This window comes from Acinetobacter sp. LoGeW2-3, from assembly GCF_002688565.1.
GTDB lineage: Bacteria > Pseudomonadota > Gammaproteobacteria > Pseudomonadales > Moraxellaceae > Acinetobacter.
In genome coordinates this window covers 1958054-1981940 of sequence record NZ_CP024011.1, presented here as the reverse complement: position 1 = coordinate 1981940, position 23887 = coordinate 1958054, and the positions used below count along the sequence as shown (strand labels likewise).

Sequence of the window (23887 nt, the reverse complement as noted above, 5' to 3'; positions counted from 1 at the left end):
TAAAAAGGATTTGAACATGTCAAAACAGATTCCAATTTCTTTTGAGTTTTTCCCGACCAAAACTGATGCGGGTGCGGAAAAGCTCAAAACCGTACACCAAGAATTACAACTGCTGAATCCAGAATTCTTTTCTGTGACTTATGGGGCGGGTGGTTCAACACGCGAACGCACCTTATCTACGATCAATGACTTTAATGGTAAAGGCACACCTGTTGCCCCTCACCTGTCTTGCATCGGCGATGACAAAGCTCGTATTGCTGAGCTGCTTGATCTGTATAAATCTCAAGGGATTGACCGTATTGTAGCGTTGCGTGGTGACTTACCATCTGGTCAGGTTGGCCTGGGTGAGTTGCCTTATGCACAGGATCTGGTTCGCTTTATCCGTGAACATTCAGGTGACCACTTCCATATCGAAGTTGCCGCTTATCCGGAAATGCATCCACAAGCAGAAAGCTTTGATAAAGACATTCAGCACTTTGTTGATAAAGTTAATGCTGGTGCCAATGCTGCGCTAACTCAATTCTTCTTTAATCCAGATGCTTACTTCTACTTTGTAGACCGCATTCAGAAAGCAGGAATTGATATTCCAGTTGCGCCGGGCATCATGCCGATTACCAATGCCAGCAACCTGATTCGCTTCGCAGATGGTACGGGTGCGGAAATTCCGCGCTGGATTCGTAAGCAACTGGCAACTTATGGCGACGATACTGCCAGTATTAAAGCTTTCGGTCATGAAGTTGTGGTGAAATTCTGTGAACGCCTGATTGCTGGCGGTGCTCCAAGCCTGCACTTCTACACCATGAATACCACTGATCCAACTCGCCAACTTGTGCTTGACCTCGGTCTGGCTTAAGTCATCGTTGAACTATTTGAGAGTAACACTTTAATGCCGCGTTTTTTTATTGAAGCTGATTTAGCAGTAGAGACCACCGTTGAGCTGACTGAAACAGTGTTTCATCACTGGGTTAAAGTGTTACGTGCTCAAGTAGGCGAAAAAGCCACCTTATTTAATGGGCAAGGTGGCGAATATGAAGTTGAACTGGTCGAAGTTGCCAAAAAGTCAGCTGCTGTACGAGTGAATTGCTTTAATCCAGCCAATCGCACGCCAAAATTCAAAGCTCTGCTCGGTCAAGTGATGAGTAAAGGCGACCGCATGGATTATGCGATTCAAAAAGCGGTTGAACTCGGTGTTTCAGAAATTCAGCTCCTCACCTCTGAACGCTGTGAAATGCGTCTGAAATACGATCGCGATCAAAAGAAACTAGATCACTGGCAAGGTGTTGCTATTGCAGCCTGCGAACAATGTGGTCTAAATATTGTTCCCAAAATTCTCCCCCCTATGTCACTAGAAAACTGGTTGCAAAGTGAACTTCCTCAAACCAAGTTAGTATTGGCACCGAACAAAGATGAAGTCGATGTTCTTCAAGATGCAACATCTGAACTGGCACTCCTGATTGGTCCGGAGGGCGGCCTCAGTGAAGCTGAAATTTCTGTGGCGAATGCTCAAGGATTTGTAAATTGGTGTATTGGTGAACGCGTCTTACGTACCGAGACTGCACCTGTCGTAGCATTATCGATTTTGAACTACAAATTTTAATCTCTCTCAACGATCAATTTTAATTCATCGCATTTGTAAAAATTTGTGGTGCTTTTGATTGATTTTTATATACGGGCACTTTAGTCTTAATAAGATAAAAATGAATGACCTATCAAATGATAAAAGTTACTTTTTAAAGGACTTAATAAAAACAATGCAGTACCACCCTTTTGTAGATTAAAGGCATCTAAATAATGATTCATAATCAGGATGATTATATTCAGCAGCATCTAAACAGTGCGCAAATCGTGAATACGATCCGTCACAGTCGATACTTTTTAATCAGTATCCTGCTGGTATGTCTTTATATCTTCTGTATTTACCAATTGCATTATCATCCAGCGGACAGCTACCTCAACCTGTGGTTTATTCTGACCGAGATGGTGGTCTGCATGTGCTGGCTGATTAGTACCATCTACTTTAAACCGAACGAATTTAAGTTAGAAAATGCACATCGCTGGCTACAGATCCAGTGCCTACTGGTCGGCATCTGTATTTCTGCCGGGATTTTTACCCTATATGTACACCTGCCACTTGTGAATCCATCTTTTGAGCTCATCGAAGCATTGACTCTGACTGGATTGCTGGTAATGGTAACTCAGGCCTTTGGTCTCACCTATTTAACTCAAAAGCTGAGTTATTTCTGTCTGGTCTTCTTGCCATCTTTGGTCCCATTTTTCTATCTTCAAATTACAGAATATTCATCGGTTAACCCATTTTTCGGCCTGGTACTGAATTTCTCTGTCATTGTCATTTTACTCTGTGCTAATAGCACTTACCGTATTCATCAACGTACTTCACGCCTGTATGCGCAGAATAATTTATTAGTAACCAATGCTGAACAACAAGTTTCCTGGACCGACGAACTGTGCAAACAGTTGCAGACTGAAGTAAACAAATCCAAAGATATTGAATTACAGTTACAGCTGAATAATCAGCTACTAGAACAGAAAGTACGTGAACGTACTTATGATATTGAGCAGATTAACCGTGCGTTGCAGGATCAGCATCAAAATCTGGAACTGGCGCATGAGATTGCTGGGATCCGCCCTTGGGACTGGAACATTAAAGACCGAACCATTACCCTGACTACGCATACACAAGATAAAATTCAGCGTAGTTCTGGTGAGCATCAGGCACAACTACATCATCTGATCCATCCAGATGACTTGAATCATTTCAAAGATATGATGAAACAGCACCTACGCGGTCAGGTAGAACGTTATGAAGCCACCTACCGTATCCAGAATACCCAAGGGGTATGGGGCTGGGTTCATGATATCGGTCGTGTCATCAGCCGTGATCCAAAAACCAATAAGCCTGTGCGCATGGTCGGTATTCGCCGCGATATTCAGCAAGAGCGTAATTCACAGGAAGGCCTAAAACTCGCAGCCAGCGTATTAGAACAAGCGGCGGAAGGTATCTTTATCCTGAATGAAGAGCTGAGCTATATTGAAGTCAATCCATTCTTCGAGCAGCTCTCCGGTTTTGAACGCCAAGATATTCTGGGCAAGCACCTGTTTGATATTACGGCTAATACCAAATCTCAGCAGCGCAGCATACACGCCAATATCATCAAACAGGTGATGAAGATTGGCTCTTTTGATGGCGAACTCAGCGAGAAGTTCCTGTCTGGCAAAGAGATGCCGCTATGGCTACACATTAATGCCATCATGGATGATGAAGGCCGGATCACCCACTATATCGGGATTGTATCCGATCTAACTGAACGTAAGCTTCAGGAACAGCGTCTGTCTTATCTGGAAAATTACGACACCCTGACGGATTTACCGAATCGCTTCTACTACAACTATCAACTGCATCAGTATCTGGTCACTCAAAAAGATTCAATCAAGCAAATGGCAGTGATTCGTTTGAATATCGACCGTTTCCGTCCATTGAATGAATATCTAAGCAACAACGGCGGTGACGAGTTGCTCCGTCAAGTGGCGCAGCGCTTACGTTTGACTAATGCTGAAGCCATGTTTGTTGCGCATTTGAATGGTGATGATTTTGCCATTCTGTATGAAATCTCGCATATCCGCCCATCCGTACAGGAACATTGCGACCATATTGCGAAAGCCTTTAGCCAGCCATTCAATGTCTTTGGCCAGGACTATGAAATTACCCTCTCCATGGGCGTGGCTTTCTATCCTGATCATGGCCGTCAGCTGGATTATCTGAATAACTGCGCTGAGCAGGCGCTGAGTGAAGCCAAGAATCTTGGTGGTAATACCATTCGTTTCTATTCCAGTGAAAATACTGCCCTACTGGAACAAGGCATCTTCATTGAACGTGATCTGCGTAAAGCCATTCAGAATGGTGAATTGATCGTTTACTATCAGCCGAAGATCAATTTCAATGATCAGCATATCTATGGCTTTGAAGCCTTAATCCGCTGGAATCATCCAGAAAAAGGCATTATTCCGCCGGGGATGTTTATTCCACTGGCAGAACAGACCAGTATGATCTCTGAAATCGGTCAACTGGTGATTCAGCAAACCGCAAAACAGATCCGTAAATGGAATGACCAGGGTTTCCATAATATCTGTGTTTCGGTGAATATCGTCGCGCAGCAATTACGTCGCGGCCAGTTACTAGATGATCTGGATGAAGCGATCAAACTGAACTGTATTTCTGGTGCCAGTCTAGAACTGGAAATCACTGAATCTTCATTGGTGGAAAATTCTGAAACCGTGATGAATGTGCTGAATCAAATCAAGGAACGTGACATCAACATTTCACTGGATGACTTTGGTACCGGTTATTCTTCTCTGTCTTATCTGGCAGAGTTCCCAATCGATATTCTGAAGATCGACCGCAGCTTTGTATCTAAAATTGGTGAAGCCAAACAGGATGCCATTGTCAGTGCCATGGTCGCCATGGGTAAAGCGATGGGAATGAAAGTGGTGGCTGAAGGTATTGAGACAGATCAGCAGCTGAATTTCCTGCGTCAACTCGGTTGTGATATTGCTCAGGGCTATCTGTTTTCCAAACCGCTTCCTGAACAGCAAGCGACCGAATTTCTTGAACAAAATATAACACCTGAGACTTATAGCTATCAGGTATAAATACAGACCTAAGACCAATTATTTATGCAAAAATCGGGTGCGTTTGGCTGGGCTAAGCGCACAACTAGTGATATATTCTCATGTATTCCGCGGTTAAGTTACCTGCAATTGGGTAATAATTGATACATCGAGAGACTAATGGACGAACAATCTTTAAAACAACAGGCACTGTACTACCACGAATTTCCTACCCCCGGCAAAATCAGCGTCACTCCAAGCAAACAACTCGTCAACCAGCGTGATCTAGCTTTAGCTTATTCACCAGGTGTGGCTGCACCTTGTCTTGAGATTGAACGTGATCCATCTACTGCAGCACTTTACACAGCGCGCGGTAACCTGGTTGCGGTAGTGAGCAATGGTACCGCGGTTCTTGGCCTGGGTAACATTGGTCCTTTAGCGTCTAAACCAGTAATGGAAGGTAAAGGCGTACTGTTCAAGAAATTTGCAGGCGTCGACGTATTCGATATCGAAATCGCAGAAAATGATCCCGATAAAATTGTTGATATCGTTGCTGCATTAGAACCAACTTTTGGTGGTATTAACCTTGAAGATATCAAGGCACCAGAATGCTTCTACATTGAGCAAAAACTGCGTGAACGCATGAACATTCCGGTGTTCCACGATGACCAGCACGGTACTTCGATCATTGTAGGTTCTGCCCTGCTCAATGCTTTGCTCCTAAACGGCAAAAAAATTGAAGACATCAAAATTGTTGCTTCAGGCGCCGGTGCTGCTGCATTGTCATGTTTAAATCTGCTTTGTGCTTTGGGCGCGAAGAAAGAAAACATCATCGTTGCGGATTCACGTGGTCTGTTAACGACTAAACGTGAAGGTCTGGACGAATCTAAAAAAGCATATGTGCAAGACATCGAAGGTACTCAGCTTGCTGATGTGATGGACGGCGCTGACATGTTCCTCGGTCTGTCTGCAGCTGGTATCTTGACTCAGGATATGGTTAAGAAAATGGCCAAAGATCCAATCATCTTTGCCCTTGCCAACCCAGATCCAGAAATTCTGCCAGAACATGCACATGAAGCACGTTCAGACGTGATCATGGCAACTGGCCGTTCAGATTATCCAAACCAGGTGAACAACGCACTGTGCTTCCCGTATATCTTCCGTGGTGCATTAGACGTTGGTGCAACGACTATTAATGAAGAAATGAAAATTGCCTGCGTACACGCGATTGCACGTATGGCGCATGTAGAGGCAGATGCTGCATCTTATGGTGAAAAATCAGCTTCTTTCGGCCGTGATTACCTGATTCCTGGTCCACTGGATCAACGTCTGATTCTGGAAATTGCGCCTGCAGTTGCACAAGCTGCGATGGATTCTGGTGTAGCGACTCGTCCAATTCAGGATTTCTCGGCGTACCGTCAACGTCTGTCTGAGTTTGTTTACAACTCAGCCTTCATGATGAAACCAATCTTCGCACAGGCAAAAACAGATCCGAAACGTATTGCTTATGCAGAAGGCGAAGATCTGCGTGTACTTCGTGCTGCACAAATTGCAGTAGATGAAGGCTTGGCAAAACCGATTCTGGTGGGCCGCCCTGCAATTATCGAAGCCAATATCAAGAAACTTGGTTTACGTCTTGAAGATGGTGTGAACATCACGATTGTGGATCAGGAAAAGAACCCTGACTACGAAAAATTTGCAGATGATTACTACAACATCATGAAGCGTAAAGGTGTTACGCCTGAATATGCGCAACGTGAAGCACGTCGCCGCTCTACTCTGATCGCTGCGATGCTGGTACGTCATGGCATGGCCGATGGTATGTTATGTGGTACTTACTCAAGCTATGACATTCACCTGGACTTTGTGAGTAATGTTATCGGTAAACAGGAAGGTCATAACACCTTCTTTACTCTGAACGCATTAATGCTGGAAGAGCGTAACCTGTTTATCGCAGATACTTACATCAACCGTAATCCAACTGCTGAACAATTGGCAGAGATGACGATTTTGGCCGCTGAAGAAGTACGCCGTTTCGGTATTACACCACGCGTTGCTCTGCTTTCTCACTCTAGCTTCGGTTCTGATCAGCACGATGCAAGTGCACAGAAAATGCGTAAGGTTTATGACATTCTGTCTGAGATTGCACCTGAACTGGAAGTTGAAGGCGAAATGCATGGTGATGCAGCATTGGACGAAAATATCCGCCAATTTGCTTACCCGAACTCGCGCTTCAAAGGTGCTGCGAACCTGTTGATCATGCCAAATCTAGATGCAGCCAACATTTCGTTTAACCTGTTAAAAGCAACATCTGGTAACAATGTGACGATTGGTCCAATTTTACTTGGTGCAGCGAAACCAGTTCATATTTTAACTCCGACCGCGACCACACGCCGTGTTGTGAATATGACTGCTCTGACTGTTGCAGAAATCCAACAAGCGGAACAAGACGCCCTATAAGCAAACGCGGCGAACGCCGAGTTTCTTGACTTGAGAAAACCTCTATTCTGTAGCATGATGCTTCTAAGAATAGAGGTTTTTTCATGCAAGTTTATTTAGTAGGCGGCGCAGTTCGAGATCATTTGCTCGGACACCCCTATCACGAAAAAGATTATGTGGTTGTGGGCGCGAGTCCCAATCAAATGCTCAACATGGGCTATCAACCAGTTGGGAAGGATTTCCCTGTATTTTTGCATCCTGAAACAAAAGAAGAATATGCATTAGCGCGTACTGAACGGAAATCCGGTACGGGTTATCATGGTTTTGAATTTCATACCGATAGCAGCGTAACACTTGAAGAAGATTTGATTCGCCGTGACCTGACCATTAATGCCATTGCCATGGATGAAGCTGGTCATGTGCATGATCCCTATAATGGTCAAAAAGATCTTGCTGACCGTGTTCTACGTCATGTTTCTGATGCTTTTATTGAAGATCCACTTCGTGTATTACGTGTGGCTCGCTTTGCTGCGCGTTATCATGCCATGGGCTTTCGTATTGCCGAGGAAACACTGGATTTAATGCGTCAACTGACTGAGTCAGGCGAATTAAATACACTCACACCGGAACGGGTCTGGAAAGAAACATCCCGCGCCCTGCTGGAATCCAATGCTGATGTTTATTTCGAAGTACTACGCAGCTGTGGTGCATTAAAAGTACTGTTTCCAGAGATTGATGCCCTGTTTGGTATTCCGCAACGCCCTGAATATCATCCGGAAATTGACTGTGGTATTCATACCATGATGTCACTACAGCAAGCCTGCCGCCAGAACTATAATCTAGATGTACGTTTTGCTGTTCTGGTACATGACCTGGGTAAAGCCTTAACGCCAGCGGAGGAATTGCCACGTCACATCATGCATGAGGAACGTGGCGTACAGCCCGTGACTGAGCTATGTGAACGCCTAAAAGTGCCCACTTATACCAAACAGTTAGCGATTGCTGTGTGTAAAGAACACTTAAAATGCCATCAGGCACTGAATCTGAAACCAGGAACTTTATGGCGTCTGTTACAGCGTCTGGACGTATTACGTCGTCCAGAACGTGTAGAAGCTTTTGTGCAAGCTTGCGAATGTGATTCACGTGGTCGTTTAGGTCTGGAAGATCGTGCCTATCCCCAAGCGCAATATGTATTAGAAGCCATGCAAGTGGTTCGTGGCATCAAGGCGCAAGATTTGCCAACCGATATTCAAGGCCCGGATATTGGCGAGATGCTGATTGAACGTCGTATTCATGCTTTAGGTGAACTCAAAGAACGTCATACCGCCCTGATTTAAGAAAGCTCCCGAGGGAGCTTTCTTCTTTATGTATATTTTCCTCTAAAGTACTTTTATTCTACTTCCCCATATCCATATGCAAAATTATTAGAATTCATCTGCATCGTCCTATACTTAAAATCTGGTTATTATTTTCTTAGCTTTCATTCTGATAAAAACTATGACTTTTCTGATTCGTCCTTTGCAACTTGAACAGGACTTGTATGCAATCCATGACCTCACAGCCCAACTCGGCTATCCCACAACTCTAGAGAATATTCAGCAGCGCTGGCAAAACATTCATCAGGATCCAAATTATCAGACGCTTGTGGTTGAACATGAACAACGTGTGATTGGCTATGCTGGTTTAATTCAGGAATATAGCTGGGAATTTGATGAGGGATATTTACGGATTCAGGCTTTTGTGGTGGATGAGGCTTATCGCGGACAAGGTGTAGGTAAACGACTCATTGCAGCGATTGAAGATTTAGCCAAACAGCGTGGTTTGAAATTGATACAGGTGAATAGCGGCAATCGTGAGGAACGTTTATCTGCGCATGCTTTCTATCAAAGCTTAGGTTTTGATGCTTACAGTATTGGTTTTCGAAAATATCTGAATTAATCAGCCCACTGCTATAGTAGGCTGATTAGATAAAAGAATGATCAGGAAATATCTGCCGGGAAAGTAATCACTTTTTCCAGCTTCATCTGGTTGGTGGCAATCATCAATAAGCGATCTACCCCTAAAGCAATACCTGAACATTCCGGCATATTCGGTAAAGCCGCCAGCAGATATTCATCGATTGGCATGACATGCAAACCAAGCGATGCACGTTCAGCATTATCGGCTTCAAAGCGTGAACGCAATACCTTCGCATCGATCAGCTCATCATAAGCATTAGCCAATTCCAGCCCTTCGATATACAGTTCAAAACGCGCTGCAACTAGTTCTCCATCTTCATCGACTTTAGTTTTTGCCAAGGACGCCAATTCAGGCGGAAAATCTGTTAAAAATACAGCGGTATCAAATCCTAAGCTTGGTTCCACCATATGTGAAAACAACAGGTCAATATAAGCCAGACGATCCTGCCCCAGATCGAGATTTAAGCCGACACGACGGCAACAATCTTTTAATTCCTGCAAAGTCGCCTGCAAGGGATTCAGATCCAGTCGATCCATAAAGGCATGTTTATAACTCAAGATGGTCGGACGAACCTCACCAAATCGGGCTTTTAGCACCACATTAAGTAAGTCAGACACTTCGAACATCAGGTCTTTTAGACTGAAGCCCGGACGATACCATTCCAGCATGGTGAATTCGCTGTTGTGCTTACGGCCATGTTCATCATCACGAAACACTTTGCAGATCTGATAAATTGGACCACTGCCACTCGCCAGTAGACGTTTCATCGCGAATTCAGGAGAAGTTTGCAGATAATGGGTACTAAGCTTACCCAGTACATGACGCTGTGCCTGCACAGATGCCAGATGCACATCAGTCACACCCGCTTGTGACAAAATCGGGGTTTCTACTTCCAGTACATCACGCTCGGCAAAGAACTGACGTAGCTGTGTATATAAGGTAGCGCGTGCACGCATGGCTTTTAAATCACAGGTCGGTTGATAAGCAATCGTCACGCTTTTGGCCCTCCATGCGCCGCCCATTCACGACGTAAAGGATAAGTCTTGCGTAAATGATCAAAAGCCTGCTGATCGACTTTACCGTTTTTTAAGCAGGCCCGTAGATTCATGTCATCACGCTGGATATCGTAAATTTCACCAAGATGCTGTTTTAAAGCTGCTTTTAAATCCTGATCTGCAAAATATTGTACACATTCTGGCAATTGGCTTTCAAATTGCTTACTAATCTCATAGCCAAAATGACGACAGAAGGCTTCATAGATCATTTGCGTACCACGAGCCTTACCTTCTAAGCTATAACCGGCAATATGCGGTGTAACTAAACTCACCAGGTCCAATACTTCAGCAGAAATTACCGGTTCATGCTCAAATACATCCAGCACCACCTGACGCTGAGTTACCTTACTATCCGCGATTAAAGCCGCTTCTTCAACAACTGGCCCACGCGCAGAATTGATTAAGATCGTTTCAGGCTTCATTTGTGCAAAAGCATCAGCATTGATCATGCGATAAGTTGGATGTTCACCCTGCTGGGTCAGCGGCACATGAATACTGATGGCATCGGATTGCGCCAATAAGCTTTGCAAATCAACCTGTTCAATATTGTCCCGTTGTACAAAAGGATCACAACCGATCACACGCCAGCCGAGTAGGCCTGCCATATAAGCTAATCGGCTACCGACATTTCCCAGACCAATAATACCTAAAGTAAAAGTGGAGCCTGCATCTAACAATGCTGGACGCAATGTTAATAGAGCCGTAATCACATATTCAGCCACAGCCTGTGCATTACAGCCTGCTGCATTACTCCAGGCAATCCCCTGCTGTTCAAGTGCAGCAATATCCAGATGATCGGTACCAATGGTCGCACTGCCAACAAACTTGACCTGGCTGCCCTGTAGTAGTGGTGAATTTACTTTAGTTACTGAACGCACCAATAAGGCATCTGCATCCTGTACATCCGTTGCTGTCAGCGTACGGCCTGCACGGTGCTGAATCTCGGCAAATTCTGCAAAGAAATAATCAGTAAATGCCAGATTTTCATCTGCGACAATTTTCATAATGCCTTCCAACTACATAATGTCATTATCTTAACGCGTGATGCTGCTGATGACCATTCAGTTATATAGACTTCTATTTTCTTCAGTCATTAAAAACCGAAGACTGGCTTCGGTTTAAATGGAAAGAATGCTGCTTAGGAAGCTACAGACACAACGTTATCAATAATACCTTGCGCATTTAGCATGGCAATTTCTTCAGGACTTCGGAACTGGGACAGAATCTGCTGGGTATGTTGTCCGAGTTTTGGCGGTGCATGACGATATTGTACTGGCGTATCCGACAGCTTGATCGGTGAACCAATCATTTTAAACTGCACATTTAAAGGATGTGGCAGATCTACCAGCATTTCCCGTGCAGCAACTTGAGGCTCATTCAGGGCATCTTCAATCGAGTTAATCACACCGACAGGAACCTTGACCGCATGAATGGCATCGACCCAGTCTTTGGCATTCTTTGCGAGAAAATATTCTGACAATAAAGGAATCAGTTCATCGCGATGCTTCACCCGATCCTGATTGCGCTGGAATTTTTCATCTTGCAAAAGTTCAGGCAGCTCAATAGCGATGCACAAATCTCTAAACTGCTTATCATTGCCACAGGCAATAATAAATTCCTTATCTTTAGCCTTAAAGGTTTGATACGGCACAATATTGGGGTGATTATTCCCCATGCGTTTTGGTGCCGTGCCTGAAGTTAGATAGTTCATACCCTGATTGGCTAATGCTGCCACCTGCACATCCAGCAAGGACATATCAATATATTGACCCTTGCCGGTATGATGGCGCGCCAACAAAGCCGCCTGAATGGCAATGGTCGCATATAGCCCGGTTTGAATATCAACAACAGCCACACCGACCTTCTGTGCACCACCGCCCGGAACATCATCTGCTTCCCCCGTAATGCTCATCAGACCAGACATGCCTTGAATAATAAAGTCATAGCCCGGCTCTTCGGCACGTGGCCCATTCTGACCAAAACCGGTAATGGAGCAATACACCAGTTTCGGATTAATGGCTTTTAAGCTTTCATAATCCAGGCCATAGCGCGCTAATGCACCTACTTTATAGTTTTCAATCACCACATCGGCAGTTTTGGCAATATCCCGGATGAGTTCCTGTCCTTGAGCAGATGCGATATCTACAGTGACCGAATATTTGTTGCGATTGGCACACTGAAAATAACCCGCCTCACGGGTATTTTCACCAGCTGGCGTTTTCATCCACGGCGGTCCCCACATACGGGTATCATCTCCCACACCAGGACGTTCAATCTTAATCACTTCAGCCCCCAGATCCGCTAGAATCTGTCCACACCATGGTCCTGCTAGCACTCGGCTTAAATCCAGTACGCGTATTCCTTTTAATGCACTCATGCTCAATCCTTTTTTGTGGGCCGGGAAACTCCCGGCCTTTATAAATTTGATGATTACTGACTTGCAGTGGCTGGGCGGGTTATTTTCTGCTCAGCCACTGGTTCGGCTGAGTCGTTATGTTCTGCTGTTTTCACCAAGCTAGACTGTTGTGGATCGTATTGACGCTCACAGATAAAGAGTCCTGGAATCACACCGGCAATGAAGTAGGCAGTTCCCATGACAATAAATGCCATAGTGAAGGAGCCACCTGCTGCAATAAAACCAATGGTTGCAGGTGCAATCGCAGCACCTAGACGGCCCATGTTATAAGCACCACCAATCGCCGTACCGCGTACATCAGTCGAGAAAGTCTCAGCCATATAAGTAGCATTGACACCGTATGGGATACCGTAAAGGAAACCAAAAGTAATCAATAAATAGGCAATATTGGTTGGGGTGTTATAGAAAATGATGATTGGTAGGAAAGCCGCGGTACTGACCGTACCAAATACAAAGGTAATTCGGCGTCCAAATTTATCTGCTGCATAACCGGCAAGAATCTTACCCAGAATCATGGCGGTATAAGCACCCACCATATAGCCCGTTAAGGCCTTGAAATTCATATTCAGTTCAGTTTCTAAATAGGTTGGCATCCAGTTATTGACACCGTAATAACCGAACTGCAGGAATGCAGCAGTGCTCATCCACAACAGGAACATACGGCGATGAGACTGATGACCAAAGATACGCTTATAAATGCTTTCAGATGGTTGTTGCGCAGTCACAATCGCTTCAGGAATTTCAAGGTTCAATGCTTTACGTTTAGCCTGTTCAATTTTTGCTTCCTGCCAAGATGCTGGCTCTGGAACGAAACGCATAAACACTAATGCAAAAGCGGCAGGAATAATCGTCACGTAGAACAGCATACGCCATCCATGATCTGGAATAATCGCACCCGCCATTAAAGTCGCCACGATATAACCAACGGTTTGACCAGTCTGTAGCGTACCTAACACTGTAGTACGGTATTTGGTCGGCACATATTCCGCCATCAAGGTATTACAAGCCATGTAAAGTGAGCCCAAGCCGAATGCACCAATGAAACGTAGCACCATGAACTGTTCATAGCTTTGGGTGAAACCCAAGATACAGGTCATGATCGAGAAAAACACTACCGACCAGGCAATGGTTTTCACCCGACCAAACTTGTCGCAGGCCCAACCACCGGTAATGCCGCCAAGTGCCATTCCGGCCAATGACGAGCTACCCAACATCCCGGCCTGAAACGAGGTCAGGCCAAATTCTGCCTTCAAACTGGTCAAGCTAAAGGACAACAGCATAATGTCCACACCGTCAATCACGAGTGAGACGAATGCGAAAATAAATGCCAGTTTCCAGGTATGCGCATGAATGCGATGGGTCGTGCCGACGTTCTTCGGCAACTTTAAGCCCAAGGCGACAGCATCCTGATGAATACTATTTTGATTTCCGTTGTTCATGTATTACCTCATTTTCCCAAATGAGTCATCGACATTCCTCTGTCTTCAGTTTTACAGCAGCGTTCTTTATTCTTTTTCTGCCTACATCTTTTTTGAACTTCTGCTGATTAATACTGAGAATTACAGGAAAGCTTCACGATGAATCCTTTATTTATGTTGTTGAGTAATTTTTTAGGGACAAAACCCCCTAAGGATGCTCAACCCTGAGCATCCCAGATTTATAAAAATGAATTAGTTAGAAAAAGCGGCAATACCGGTCTGGGCACGGCCGAGAATCAAGGCATGTACATCATGGGTTCCTTCATAAGTGTTTACCACTTCTAAATTCACCAGATGACGTGCAACACCAAATTCATCCGAAATACCGTTACCACCCATCATGTCACGGGCAACACGAGCAATATCCAGTGCTTTACCACAGTTGTTACGTTTAATCAGTGAAGTTCCTTCTACTGAAGCAATACCTTCATCTTTCATACGACCAAAACGTAATGCTACTTGCAGACCTAAAGCGATTTCAGTTTGCATATCTGCCAGTTTCTTTTGGATCAACTGGTTTGCAGCCAATGGACGACCAAACTGTTTACGATCCATGGTGTATTGATGTGCTGTATGCCAGCAGAATTCAGCAGCCCCCATTGCTCCCCAGGCAATACCGTAACGTGCGCTATTCAGACAGGTAAATGGACCACGCAAGCCACGAATTTCCGGGAAAGCGTTTTCTTCTGGTACAAACACGTTGTCCATCACAATTTCACCGGTAATTGAAGCACGCAGACCGACCTTACCGTGAATCGCTGGTGCAGAAAGCCCTTCCCAGCCTTTTTCCAGAATAAAGCCACGAATATCACCAACATTGCCTTCAGGAGAAACTTCTTTCGCCCATACTACAAATACATCGGCGATCGGGCTGTTGGTAATCCACATTTTCGCGCCAGTCAGACGGTAACCACCATCCACTTTTTTAGCACGAGTAATCATGCTACCTGGATCAGAACCATGATCCGGTTCAGTCAGACCGAAACAGCCAATGTATTCACCTGAAGCAAGTTTCGGTAAATATTTCTGCTTTTGTTCTTCAGAACCAAATTCATTGATTGGTACCATCACCAGAGAGCTTTGCACACTGGCCATTGAACGGTAACCAGAATCAACACGTTCAACTTCACGAGCAATCAGACCATAGCTGACATAGTTTAGACCTGCACCACCGTACTGCTCTGGAATCGTTGGTCCCAGTAAGCCAAGTTCACCCATCTCACGGAAAATTGTTGCGTCAGTTTTTTCATGACGGAACTGCTCCAGAACACGTGGTTGAAGTTTCCCCTGACAATAAGCACGTGCCGATCGCATAATCATGCGCTCTTCTTCTGTCAGTTGCTGCTCCAGCAAAAATGGATCTTTCCAGTCGAAATAGGTTCTGTGGGCTTTTTTTGTATTGACCATTTGATTCATAGCATCCTCTGCTTAACTGTCTATTGTTCTCGATCTTGTAATTCGATCCTAGGACTGTATCAAAGGGCTTTCAAACGAGTATTTAGCATGCAGATATGCGTAAATTGCATAACTGAGATATAAACCTTTAATAAATAAGCATTGCAGTCTGATTAATTCAAAGCTGTAGACCAAAGTTGTATATGGGTTTAAGTTAAATATGTCATTTTGTGATAAGACAACATTTTCAGGGAGGAAATTGTGCGCCGGAAAATCCCTTCTACCCAGAGCTTAATGTGCTTCGAATCTGCAGCACGCCATGCCAGTTATACCCATGCGGCACAGGAGCTATTTCTAACGCAAAGTGCAGTCTCGCGTCAGATCCAGCATCTAGAAGAATTACTTGAAGTCCAGTTATTTAGCCGTACCCGTCATGGTGTAGAACTGACCGCAGCAGGTCAACAGTATTATGAAAGTATTAAACCTTTATTGATGAGTCTGGAACAAGCCACATTGGATGTCATTCAACATAAAGGTCAAGGCGGTACACTTAAACTGGGGGTCGTTCCAACTTTTGCAACCCGGTGGCTGTTACCAAAGCTACATCGTTTCCAGCAACGTCATCCAGAAATTACCGTGCATTTGGAAACCAGCACCCGCCCCTTCCTGTTTCATGAAAATATCTTTGATGCTGCCATTTATGCGGGCACACCAGAACAGGTCGCACAGTGGCCCGGAATTACCAGTCATTTCCTGATGCATGAGGATGTAGTAGCCGTATGTTCACCCGGCTTCATCAAAGCACATTTAAAGATGAACGTAAAAGCAGATACACCACATTTAATACTAAGTGCTGAACAATTATTACAGCTACCTCTTTTACAACAGACAACACGCCCTACGATCTGGCAGGACTGGTTTGAATTGCATCAGATCAAACATCCCAATCCTTTGGGTGGACAGCGGCATGAACTATTTTCCATGCTAGCTGTTGCAGCCAAACATGGCATGGGCATGGCCTTGATTCCGCAGATGCTGATTGAAACAGAACTTGCCAATGGAGAACTGGTGAAAATTTCCGATCAGAAGCTGGAACGACGCCGGGCCTATCACCTGATTCATGCCGATAATGAACATTCCACGCTGATTGCCAGATTTGTAAACTGGATGAAAGAAGAACTGCAACAAGACCCCATTCAGACTCAATCTGAGAGCTCATAAAAAAACCCCAGTCATTCGACTGGGGTTTTGCAAATCTGGCGGAAGCGGTGAGATTCGAACTCACGGAGGGGTATAAGCCCTCGTCGGTTTTCAAGACCGGTGCATTAAACCGCTCTGCCACGCTTCCATGGGCGCCATCATATAAATATTTCTGTTTCTTGGCAATAAATTTTCGCAAAACTTATTAAAAAATCCGTTCAAGCAGCTAAATTTCAGCCGGGTGTTTTCTTAAGCAAAATCTTTGGACATGAATCTGCAAGAAAAATTAAACCGAATAAATTCATGATACTGGCTAAATAAAATCACTACTATGAAAAATCATAAATATAAAAAAACCCCAGTCATTCGACTGGGGTTTTGCAAATCTGGCGGAAGCGGTGAGATTCGAACTCACGGAGGGGTATAAGCCCTCGTCGGTTTTCAAGACCGGTGCATTAAACCGCTCTGCCACGCTTCCATGGGCGCCATCATATAAATAAAAATCCAGCTTGGCAAATATTTTTATAAAATTTAGCTTTCAAATGAACAAAATAAAATCAATTCGATCAATTTGCTGAATTTTCAGGCTTTTCATAACGAATGGTATTGATGAACCAGACTTTCTTACCCGACGGCGTCATCACTTCTGCTTCGTCATCAACCTGCTTGCCGAGCAACGCACGTGCCATGGGTGAATCAATCGAAATATGCTGTGGATGATGATCATAAATTTCATCGACACCGACAATACGTAAGGTCTTTTGCTCCCCTGCTTCATTTTCAATTTCGACCCACGCACCGAAGTAAACTTTCCCCTCCTGCTCAGGCGAAAAGTCAATGATCCGTAGCTCTTCCAGACGCTTGCCCAAGTAACGTACACGGCGGTCGATCTTGCGTAACAACTGCTTATTATACTGGTAATCAGCGTTCTCCGAACGGTCACCGAGGCTGGCTGCCCAGTTCACTTTTTTGGTAATTTCCGGCCGTTCTTCATGCCACAGATATTTAAGTTCTGCCACTAATTTGTCATGCCCACCACGGGTAATCAAATTGGATTTCATCGCTTTCTCACACCACTCATGACAACATTTTCCTTGCTAACTAGCCTATTTTATTGGCTATTTTCTGAAGAGAAAATAATACTAAAAAAATTCCTTAATGATTTTAAACACTTAAATTACATTTTTAAACATTTTTGAGTACAAAATTTGACAATCTATTTTTTGATCATTACCATGCGCACATCTGATTCACTTTGTTTATTTTTTATTCTGTGTAGTTTTTCTACACATTCCCGTTTAATCCCAAGTCATTTTGAATGACGTCATGACTGCCCAACCCTAATTGAATTTATCAACTTTAAGAAAGTTCTGTGGTTTCTTTTGCCTAAAACTTTCGAGGGCATAAATTACTTGTAGCGGAGACAACATGCACAGTAGTTCATCTTCTGGGTCGAGGCTTTGCCTAAGATCTTTATTTTCCTCTCTCCCTGTAAAAATTCTTGCATTGAGCACTGCGCTTGTTCCATTCCACGCTATCAATGCAAGTAAGACAACGGCACATCAGTTTGACAGTGTCGTCAACAGCAACAAGCTTACTGTCGTTGCTGTAAAGAGCCCGACCACAGTATTTGAAGATGGTGGTCACCTGCATGGTTTTGGTTATGACCTGGTTCGTAACTATGCCAAAGACATGAATGTAAAACTGGATTTTAAAACCGTTGCTGATGATGCCACTGCGCTGAAAATGGTTGCTCAAGGTAAAGCCAATATGGCAATGACTACGACCAGCATCAGCAGCATTGAAGGTCGTAAACTGACCTCGTTCTCTGCAACCTGTGGTGATGGCAGTGCCTTATCATCTAAAGGCCTGAATGCCAACCTAAACTGGGTGTTCAAATCAGCCAATGATCCATTAAGCCAGACTGCAAGTAATTTCGTATGTAACAGCAAGCAAAGCGGCGCAATCAATCAGCTCGCTTCCTTTTACAATCAGAATGTAGTCGAAGAGCATTTCAAGGATAATATCCATCAGGATCTTAGCCAGCGCCTCCCCATTTACAAAGCCAGCTTCCAGAGATCTGCTCAGCAGTACGGTCTGGACTGGCACCTGCTCGCCGCGATCGGCTACCAGGAATCATATCTCAAGCCAAACTCCGTGTCCCCGACCGGTGTCCGTGGTCTGATGATGCTGACAAGCTCAACCGCAAAAGCGATGGGCGTGAGTAACCGTACCGATCCTGCTCAGAGTATTGAAGGCGGTGCCAGATACTATGACCAGATGCTGTCACGTTTTGAGCATATTCCTATGCCAGACCGTAACTGGTACGCCTTGGTTGCTTATAATATGGGACCAGGTGCAGTTCAGAAAATTCAGAACAGTATCCGTAACCAGGGCAAGGATCCAGATAACTGGGTGAACCTGTATAGCTATCTGGAACGTAATAAAGCCAGCAATGGTCGTTACCGCCAAGCATTACAGTACGTGACCCGTGTGCGCTCTTATCTGGAACAGATCAAAAGTTCAGAGCTTGTGAACATCTAAAATGTTCCAGCCATAAAAAAAAGCTTACCCAAGGGTAAGCTTTTTTTATTCAGGTACAACTGATCAGGTTGTCTGCTCAAGTACTTTCTTGAACAGATCTTTTTGCTCTTGACTTGGTTTTGCAGTTTGCAACGCCATCAGCTGAGACATATCGCCCTGAACCTTGATTTTACCCGTCATGAACGCTTGCATTGCAGCAGCCATATCAAACTCAAGGAATACTTTACGCAGTGTTTCTGCGTCCATGTTCAGCGTAGTCTTCGCATTTGAAGACAAGCCTTTCTTGATCGCTCCACCATCTAAAGACAATTCAGTATTACCTGTAGCGTCTGTAACAACCAGATTGATTGCAAGATTCGCAAGTGCTGGTGCCAGGTTTAAGTCACCTGCTTGAGCAGTCAGTGTTTCTACAGTTGAAAACCAATCATCAGTTAAAAAAGCAGGCATGATCTTTCCTCAATTTATTAGTTCGTGTGTGTCGTCTATCCAGACAACATCATTGTTGACGCTATTGCGCTTGCAGATTGTTATATCACGATCATTTAGAAAATGGCTATCGAATTTTGTACGCAGCGTTCAATTTTTGTGATGATATTTCTATATTTATGTATAAAACCTTGCATTATAAGGCTTAGCGGGCATTCAAGCTGTTTGAATGCCCACCAAAAAGGTCTTAGTCTGCGGCAAAACCGAGGTTGACCATATTAATACGCTTGCTTTCGCCTTCTACGGCTTCTTCAGTTGAGCATGAACCTTTAAAGTCGAATTCACGTTGGCTGTCGAGCGCTTCAAAGTCAAACAGTTCACGGTCTGCCAATTGTGATGGCGACACGTTTTGTAGCGCACCAAAAATGCTGTGTAGACGTTTAGGATGCGCTTTGTCCCAGTCACGCAGCATGTCATTAATAATGGCACGTTGCAGGTTTTCCTGAGAACCACACAGGTTACATGGAATAATCGGGAACTGACGCATCTCGGCATACTTGATGATGTCCTTCTCTTCCACATAAGCCAGTGGACGGATCAGGATGTTCTTCTTGTCTGAAGAAAGCAGTTTAGGTGGCATTGCTTTTAAGCTACCACCATGGAACAGGTTCAGGAAGAACGTAGCCAGGATGTCATCACGGTGGTGACCCAGCGCAACCTTAGTCGCACCGATTTCTTGGGCAAAGCCATACAGCGAACCACGGCGCAGACGCGAACAAACGGCACAGTAAGTCTTACCTTCAGGCGTCAACTTCTTGGTGATACTGTAAGTGTCTTTTTCAAGGATGTAATATGGAATGTTATTTTCTTCAAGATAACGTGGCAGCACATCTTCAGGGAAGCCGGGCTGCTTCTGGTCCAGGTTCACCGCAACCACTTCAAAGTTGATCGGTGCGATGCGCTTGAACTGCAGCATGATATCTAACAAGGTATAGCTGTCTTTACCACCAGAAATACACACCATGACCTTGTCGCCATCTTCGATCATTTTAAAGTCACGAATAGCGTGTCCGACCTGACGGCGAAGCTTTTTCAACAAACGGTAATAAGCAGAGCTTGTTGGCAATTCCGGTTTGAAATTAAATCCCTGTTCGGATTCAACTGGCGAGTACATAGACGAGAATAACCCATAAATAAAAATACCGCGCAATTTTATCCGATTCGGGTGCTTCTCGCATCAAAAGAATTTATTTTCCTGTTACCGAGCTAATACTCTAATTTTCATGTTTTATTTAGATTGATAAATTGAACGAAACAGTTCATTTTTTATCCAGGATGCTTACGTTTTGGACTTTTCCACAGTTTTCCACAAAACCTGTGGATAACTTTGTGGATTTAAAACCACTTGACAGCTTTATCGTCCCCAAAAATAAGGGTTCTATTTAAATTGATCATTTTTTAACCAATTTATTTTATAAATAAAATCAACGCCTTAAGTGTGTCAAGAACATCATATTAAAAAAAAATAAATATTTTTTTTGGTTAGTTCTTCAACATTAGGGACTTGCATTTACAAACTTGTTTATAAATGCGTCGCTCATCACTTTTCATTGCAGTAAATTTTGTTAAACTCTGTAGTAAGTTTTGGGGACAAATGTTCAATACATATACTTACAATGAAGAAATATTTGTGGTTTAAGAGGACTTCTGTACTAAGTTGTCTTTATATTTTGATGGGAACTACTGCTTTTTCACATGCAGGTCAGACGATCTATCAAATGAAAGATAGCAATGGTGTCACCCTGCTGACGAATAATAAAGGTCGCTACAGTAATCTCAAAGTAGAAAAAAAGACCTATTACCCGGACAGTAACATTCATAGCTATAGCAACTGGGGCTCAAGTGAAGCTTCGGTCTTGCCAAGCTATAGCAAAAATAAAAATGCCTTTGATTCCATTATTAAACAGGCTGCACAAACGCATGGTGTTTCTGAAGGTCTGATTAAAGCAGTGATGCATACCGAATCCGGCTTTAATGTACATGCCCGCTCTCCAGTCGGCGCACAAGGGCTGATGCAGCTGATGCCGGCTACTGCACGCCGCTTTAATGTATCTAATGCTTATGATCCGCATCAGAACATTATGGCAGGTGCCAAATATCTGGCCTGGTTAATGAAACGCTTTAATGGTAATACCTCTCTAGCTCTGGCGGGCTATAACGCGGGTGAAGGCAATGTCAGCAAATATGGGGGTATTCCTCCCTTCCGTGAAACGCAGGACTATGTACGCCGTGTCACTAGTCGTTATCACAACCTCTATTCCAATGGGGTTAATCTGACTGCCGCCGCTGCACCGGTTGAAACTGCCAAGGTTTTGGCCAGCTCTGCCAATTATCATGCACCGGCAGCTCCCACGATTAAAGCGCATAACTATCAGCGCCAGATCATTGCCAATGCCGATGGCAGCTTTACTGATGCGCCTGCAGGTTCTTATGCCACCGCGCATGCGACTGCATCGGCCAGAATCTATATCAACGATTAAATATCCCTCCTCTCCATCATTCATCCTAGGTTTTGGCTGATGATAGTGAGAGGGGTAAATTCTGAGTAATTTACTATTTTTATTCTTGAAATCTGAGTCATTTCCCCTCATATTGAGGATAATGATTGTAATTTGCTAATCAGATTATTTTTCTATAATAAGAGGATTTCTCAATGATGCGGATTGGTTTGTTTTTGCTAACCAACCTCGCGGTACTGGTTGTAGCTGGCATTATCTTGTCACTCTTCGGTGTCGGTAGTTACCATGGCGCGGGTGGCTTGAATCTAGGCAACCTGCTAGTGATCTGTTTTGTGTTCGGTATGGTGGGTTCTTTAATCTCACTATTTATGTCTAAATGGATGGCGAAAAAATCTACCGGTACTGAACTGATTGATCCGAATGCTCCTCGTAACCAGGCTGAAGCATGGTTATTACAGGAAGTAGCACAGCTATCTCAGCGCGCTGGTATTAAAATGCCAGAAGTGGGTATTTTCCCATCTTACCAGTCGAATGCTTTTGCGACTGGCTGGAACAAAAACGATGCGCTGGTGTCTGTTTCTACAGGCTTGCTAGAACGCATGAATAAAGATGAATTGCGTGCCGTACTTGCCCATGAAATTGGTCACGTTGCCAATGGCGATATGGTGACACTTGCCCTGATTCAGGGGGTGGTCAACGCCTTCGTGATGTTCTTTGCCCGTGTTGCTGGTGATTTCATCGACCGTAACGTATTCGGCCGTGAAGATGGCGAAGCACCCGGGATTGCATTCTTCGTGATTACCATTGTGCTTGATATCGTATTCGGTATCCTGGCATCTGCGATCGTGATGTGGTTCTCGCGTCACCGTGAATACCGTGCCGATGAAGCCGGTGCACGTTTAGCGGGTAAACAGGCGATGATTTCTGCGCTGTTACGCTTACAGGCGGAATCTGAATTGCCAGATGCGATGCCTAAAGAGATGAAAGCTTTCGCAATTTCGGCAGGTCAAGAACAAGGTTTCAGTTTGGCTGCATTGTTCCAGACACATCCAACGATTGAACAACGTGTAGCCGCTTTGCATCAGCTTGATTGTCCTTAATCCGTTGAGCACAACGCTATACCGAAAGGCCTCCTGATGGAGGCTTTTCTTTTGTTTGATTTTTCGTGCTTAGGAAGATGGGCTAATCCATTGATACAGTGCCATCCCACCCCAGCCAATCGCCAGTACAAACAAAATCAGGAAGATGGTTCCCAAAATATCTGGAATATGAATCCACAGCCAAGCCACCACAGGATTGCGCCAGAATGCAGATTGCTGCTGTTTCTGTTCTAGTTTCTCGTGTAGAAAAGGATGCACCACATGCCGATCGGTGTGGATCTGATATTCCTCGCGGATATGATCATGCACAATGTCTAATGCCTTACGGCTAGGACGGATAAAGATATCGAAAATCGTTCCAGCAACAGGAATAAAGCCGACCACGGCGTCCATTGCGGCCAGTTTGATGACAGTATTCAGTTTAGATTGAGGCACGCCAATTTGACGTGCTTTGTAGATGGCATAACAGGTCAATGCAAAGCCAGCGATATCCCCAGCCACAGGCACGGTACCCAATGCAGCATCAGCACCAATACCCTGTTTGGTAAAAGGAATCCGAACTACTGAGTCCATCATATTGGCAAACTTGGCCAGATCACGTTCCAGTCGAATCACTTCCTGTTGTGTCAATTTACGAGAGTTGCTGTTGCCTGTCTCAATCATTGGAACAACCCGTTTATCATTTTATAATGATATTCAGCCTAACCCAGTTTCTTGGCAAAAATATAGT

19 protein-coding genes and 2 tRNA genes are annotated in these 23887 nt (G+C 44.3%); 10 read left to right on the top strand and 11 right to left on the bottom strand.

The features are described from left to right. The first annotated feature begins 16 nt into the window (after positions 1-16). The 6 genes from metF (at position 17) to BS636_RS09490 (ending at position 9003) form a co-directional block, all read left to right on the top strand. Entirely contained in the window at positions 17-853 is an 837-nt protein-coding gene (gene metF / locus BS636_RS09515) for a methylenetetrahydrofolate reductase [NAD(P)H] (RefSeq protein WP_099338533.1), read from the top strand. Between the two features lie 33 nt (positions 854-886). Next, complete coding sequence (locus BS636_RS09510) at positions 887-1597, top strand: 16S rRNA (uracil(1498)-N(3))-methyltransferase (RefSeq protein WP_099338532.1); 711 nt, start codon at positions 887-889, stop codon at positions 1595-1597. A 194-nt stretch (positions 1598-1791) separates the two neighbouring features. Beyond that, positions 1792-4668, top strand: a complete 2877-nt coding sequence (locus BS636_RS09505) for an EAL domain-containing protein (RefSeq protein WP_099338531.1) — start codon at positions 1792-1794, stop codon at positions 4666-4668. A gap of 138 nt (positions 4669-4806) precedes the next feature. After that, positions 4807-7086 (top strand): NADP-dependent malic enzyme, encoded by a 2280-nt coding sequence (locus tag BS636_RS09500; protein ID WP_099338530.1) that lies wholly within the window; start codon positions 4807-4809, stop codon positions 7084-7086. An 83-nt stretch (positions 7087-7169) separates the two neighbouring features. After that, positions 7170-8402, top strand: a complete 1233-nt coding sequence (locus BS636_RS09495) for a multifunctional CCA addition/repair protein (protein WP_099338529.1) — start codon at positions 7170-7172, stop codon at positions 8400-8402. 160 nt (positions 8403-8562) lie between these two features. Then, a complete protein-coding gene (locus BS636_RS09490) occupies positions 8563-9003 on the top strand; it encodes a GNAT family N-acetyltransferase (RefSeq protein ID WP_099338528.1) in 441 nt (146 codons plus the stop codon). Between the two features lie 41 nt (positions 9004-9044). Here BS636_RS09490 and epmA read toward each other — a convergent pair whose 3' ends face one another. From epmA to BS636_RS09465, 5 genes are all read right to left on the bottom strand, one after another. Further along, positions 9045-10019 carry an EF-P lysine aminoacylase EpmA gene (gene epmA, locus BS636_RS09485; RefSeq protein WP_099338527.1) on the bottom strand — a complete coding sequence of 325 codons (975 nt, stop codon included), beginning with the start codon at positions 10017-10019 and terminating at the stop codon, positions 9045-9047. Beyond that, the gene (locus BS636_RS09480; protein WP_099338526.1) at positions 10016-11083 is read right to left on the bottom strand and encodes a 4-phosphoerythronate dehydrogenase; all 1068 of its coding nucleotides are present in this window, start codon (positions 11081-11083) and stop codon (positions 10016-10018) included. The genes epmA and BS636_RS09480 overlap by 4 nt, the downstream gene beginning before the upstream one ends. A gap of 134 nt (positions 11084-11217) precedes the next feature. Continuing rightward, the gene (locus BS636_RS09475) at positions 11218-12456 is read right to left on the bottom strand and encodes a CaiB/BaiF CoA transferase family protein (protein ID WP_099338525.1); all 1239 of its coding nucleotides are present in this window, start codon (positions 12454-12456) and stop codon (positions 11218-11220) included. A 53-nt stretch (positions 12457-12509) separates the two neighbouring features. Then, positions 12510-13934, bottom strand: coding sequence for an MFS transporter (locus BS636_RS09470; protein ID WP_099338524.1), 1425 nt, complete (start codon positions 13932-13934; stop codon positions 12510-12512). Between the two features lie 231 nt (positions 13935-14165). Next, entirely contained in the window at positions 14166-15389 is a 1224-nt protein-coding gene (locus BS636_RS09465) for an acyl-CoA dehydrogenase (protein WP_099338523.1), read from the bottom strand. A 240-nt stretch (positions 15390-15629) separates the two neighbouring features. Between BS636_RS09465 and BS636_RS09460 the strand changes: the two genes are divergently transcribed. Beyond that, positions 15630-16589 carry a LysR substrate-binding domain-containing protein gene (locus tag BS636_RS09460; protein ID WP_099338522.1) on the top strand — a complete coding sequence of 320 codons (960 nt, stop codon included), beginning with the start codon at positions 15630-15632 and terminating at the stop codon, positions 16587-16589. A 36-nt stretch (positions 16590-16625) separates the two neighbouring features. Here the strand turns inward: BS636_RS09460 and BS636_RS09455 are convergent. The 3 genes from BS636_RS09455 to greB form a co-directional block, all read right to left on the bottom strand. Next, a tRNA-Ser gene (locus tag BS636_RS09455) sits at positions 16626-16716 on the bottom strand. Positions 16717-16955: 239 nt separating this feature from the next. Further along, positions 16956-17046 (bottom strand) — tRNA-Ser (locus BS636_RS09450). 88 nt (positions 17047-17134) lie between these two features. Next, positions 17135-17629, bottom strand: coding sequence for a transcription elongation factor GreB (gene greB / locus BS636_RS09445; RefSeq protein WP_099338521.1), 495 nt, complete (start codon positions 17627-17629; stop codon positions 17135-17137). A 367-nt stretch (positions 17630-17996) separates the two neighbouring features. Between greB and BS636_RS09440 the strand changes: the two genes are divergently transcribed. After that, a complete protein-coding gene (locus BS636_RS09440; RefSeq protein WP_099338520.1) occupies positions 17997-19112 on the top strand; it encodes a transglycosylase SLT domain-containing protein in 1116 nt (371 codons plus the stop codon). 63 nt (positions 19113-19175) lie between these two features. On the opposite strand, the gene BS636_RS09435 is transcribed toward BS636_RS09440, so the two are convergent. Then, positions 19176-19559: an SCP2 sterol-binding domain-containing protein gene (locus BS636_RS09435; RefSeq protein WP_099338519.1), complete on the bottom strand. Its 384-nt coding sequence runs from the start codon at positions 19557-19559 to the stop codon at positions 19176-19178. Positions 19560-19785: 226 nt separating this feature from the next. Further along, positions 19786-20712: a tRNA 2-thiocytidine(32) synthetase TtcA gene (gene ttcA, locus BS636_RS09430; protein ID WP_099338518.1), complete on the bottom strand. Its 927-nt coding sequence runs from the start codon at positions 20710-20712 to the stop codon at positions 19786-19788. Positions 20713-21271: 559 nt separating this feature from the next. Here ttcA and BS636_RS09425 point away from each other — a divergent pair. Further along, on the top strand, positions 21272-22078 hold the full coding sequence (locus BS636_RS09425) for a lytic transglycosylase domain-containing protein (protein WP_171266006.1): 807 nt from the start codon (positions 21272-21274) through the stop codon (positions 22076-22078). Positions 22079-22251: 173 nt separating this feature from the next. Next, complete coding sequence (htpX, locus tag BS636_RS09420) at positions 22252-23157, top strand: protease HtpX (protein WP_099338516.1); 906 nt, start codon at positions 22252-22254, stop codon at positions 23155-23157. Positions 23158-23226: 69 nt separating this feature from the next. On the opposite strand, the gene BS636_RS09415 is transcribed toward htpX, so the two are convergent. Then, complete coding sequence (locus BS636_RS09415) at positions 23227-23820, bottom strand: DUF4112 domain-containing protein (protein WP_099338515.1); 594 nt, start codon at positions 23818-23820, stop codon at positions 23227-23229. Positions 23821-23887: the final 67 nt, after the last annotated feature.

Excerpts from the sequence above, each read along its gene's own strand:
- metF (WP_099338533.1), top strand. The coding sequence starts at position 17 with ATGTCAAAACAGATTCCAATTTCTTTTGAGTTTTTCCCGACCAAAACT.
- BS636_RS09510 (WP_099338532.1), top strand. The coding sequence starts at position 887 with ATGCCGCGTTTTTTTATTGAAGCTGATTTAGCAGTAGAGACCACCGTT.
- BS636_RS09505 (WP_099338531.1), top strand. The coding sequence starts at position 1,792 with ATGATTCATAATCAGGATGATTATATTCAGCAGCATCTAAACAGTGCG.
- BS636_RS09500 (WP_099338530.1), top strand. The coding sequence starts at position 4,807 with ATGGACGAACAATCTTTAAAACAACAGGCACTGTACTACCACGAATTT.
- BS636_RS09495 (WP_099338529.1), top strand. The coding sequence starts at position 7,170 with ATGCAAGTTTATTTAGTAGGCGGCGCAGTTCGAGATCATTTGCTCGGA.
- BS636_RS09490 (WP_099338528.1), top strand. The coding sequence starts at position 8,563 with ATGACTTTTCTGATTCGTCCTTTGCAACTTGAACAGGACTTGTATGCA.
- BS636_RS09480 (WP_099338526.1), bottom strand. The coding sequence starts at position 11,083 with ATGAAAATTGTCGCAGATGAAAATCTGGCATTTACTGATTATTTCTTT.
- BS636_RS09475 (WP_099338525.1), bottom strand. The coding sequence starts at position 12,456 with ATGAGTGCATTAAAAGGAATACGCGTACTGGATTTAAGCCGAGTGCTA.
- BS636_RS09470 (WP_099338524.1), bottom strand. The coding sequence starts at position 13,934 with ATGAACAACGGAAATCAAAATAGTATTCATCAGGATGCTGTCGCCTTG.
- BS636_RS09465 (WP_099338523.1), bottom strand. The coding sequence starts at position 15,389 with ATGAATCAAATGGTCAATACAAAAAAAGCCCACAGAACCTATTTCGAC.
- greB (WP_099338521.1), bottom strand. The coding sequence starts at position 17,629 with ATGAAATCCAATTTGATTACCCGTGGTGGGCATGACAAATTAGTGGCA.
- BS636_RS09440 (WP_099338520.1), top strand. The coding sequence starts at position 17,997 with ATGCACAGTAGTTCATCTTCTGGGTCGAGGCTTTGCCTAAGATCTTTA.
- BS636_RS09435 (WP_099338519.1), bottom strand. The coding sequence starts at position 19,559 with ATGCCTGCTTTTTTAACTGATGATTGGTTTTCAACTGTAGAAACACTG.
- ttcA (WP_099338518.1), bottom strand. The coding sequence starts at position 20,712 with ATGTACTCGCCAGTTGAATCCGAACAGGGATTTAATTTCAAACCGGAA.
- BS636_RS09425 (WP_171266006.1), top strand. The coding sequence starts at position 21,272 with ATGGGAACTACTGCTTTTTCACATGCAGGTCAGACGATCTATCAAATG.
- htpX (WP_099338516.1), top strand. The coding sequence starts at position 22,252 with ATGATGCGGATTGGTTTGTTTTTGCTAACCAACCTCGCGGTACTGGTT.
- BS636_RS09415 (WP_099338515.1), bottom strand. The coding sequence starts at position 23,820 with ATGATTGAGACAGGCAACAGCAACTCTCGTAAATTGACACAACAGGAA.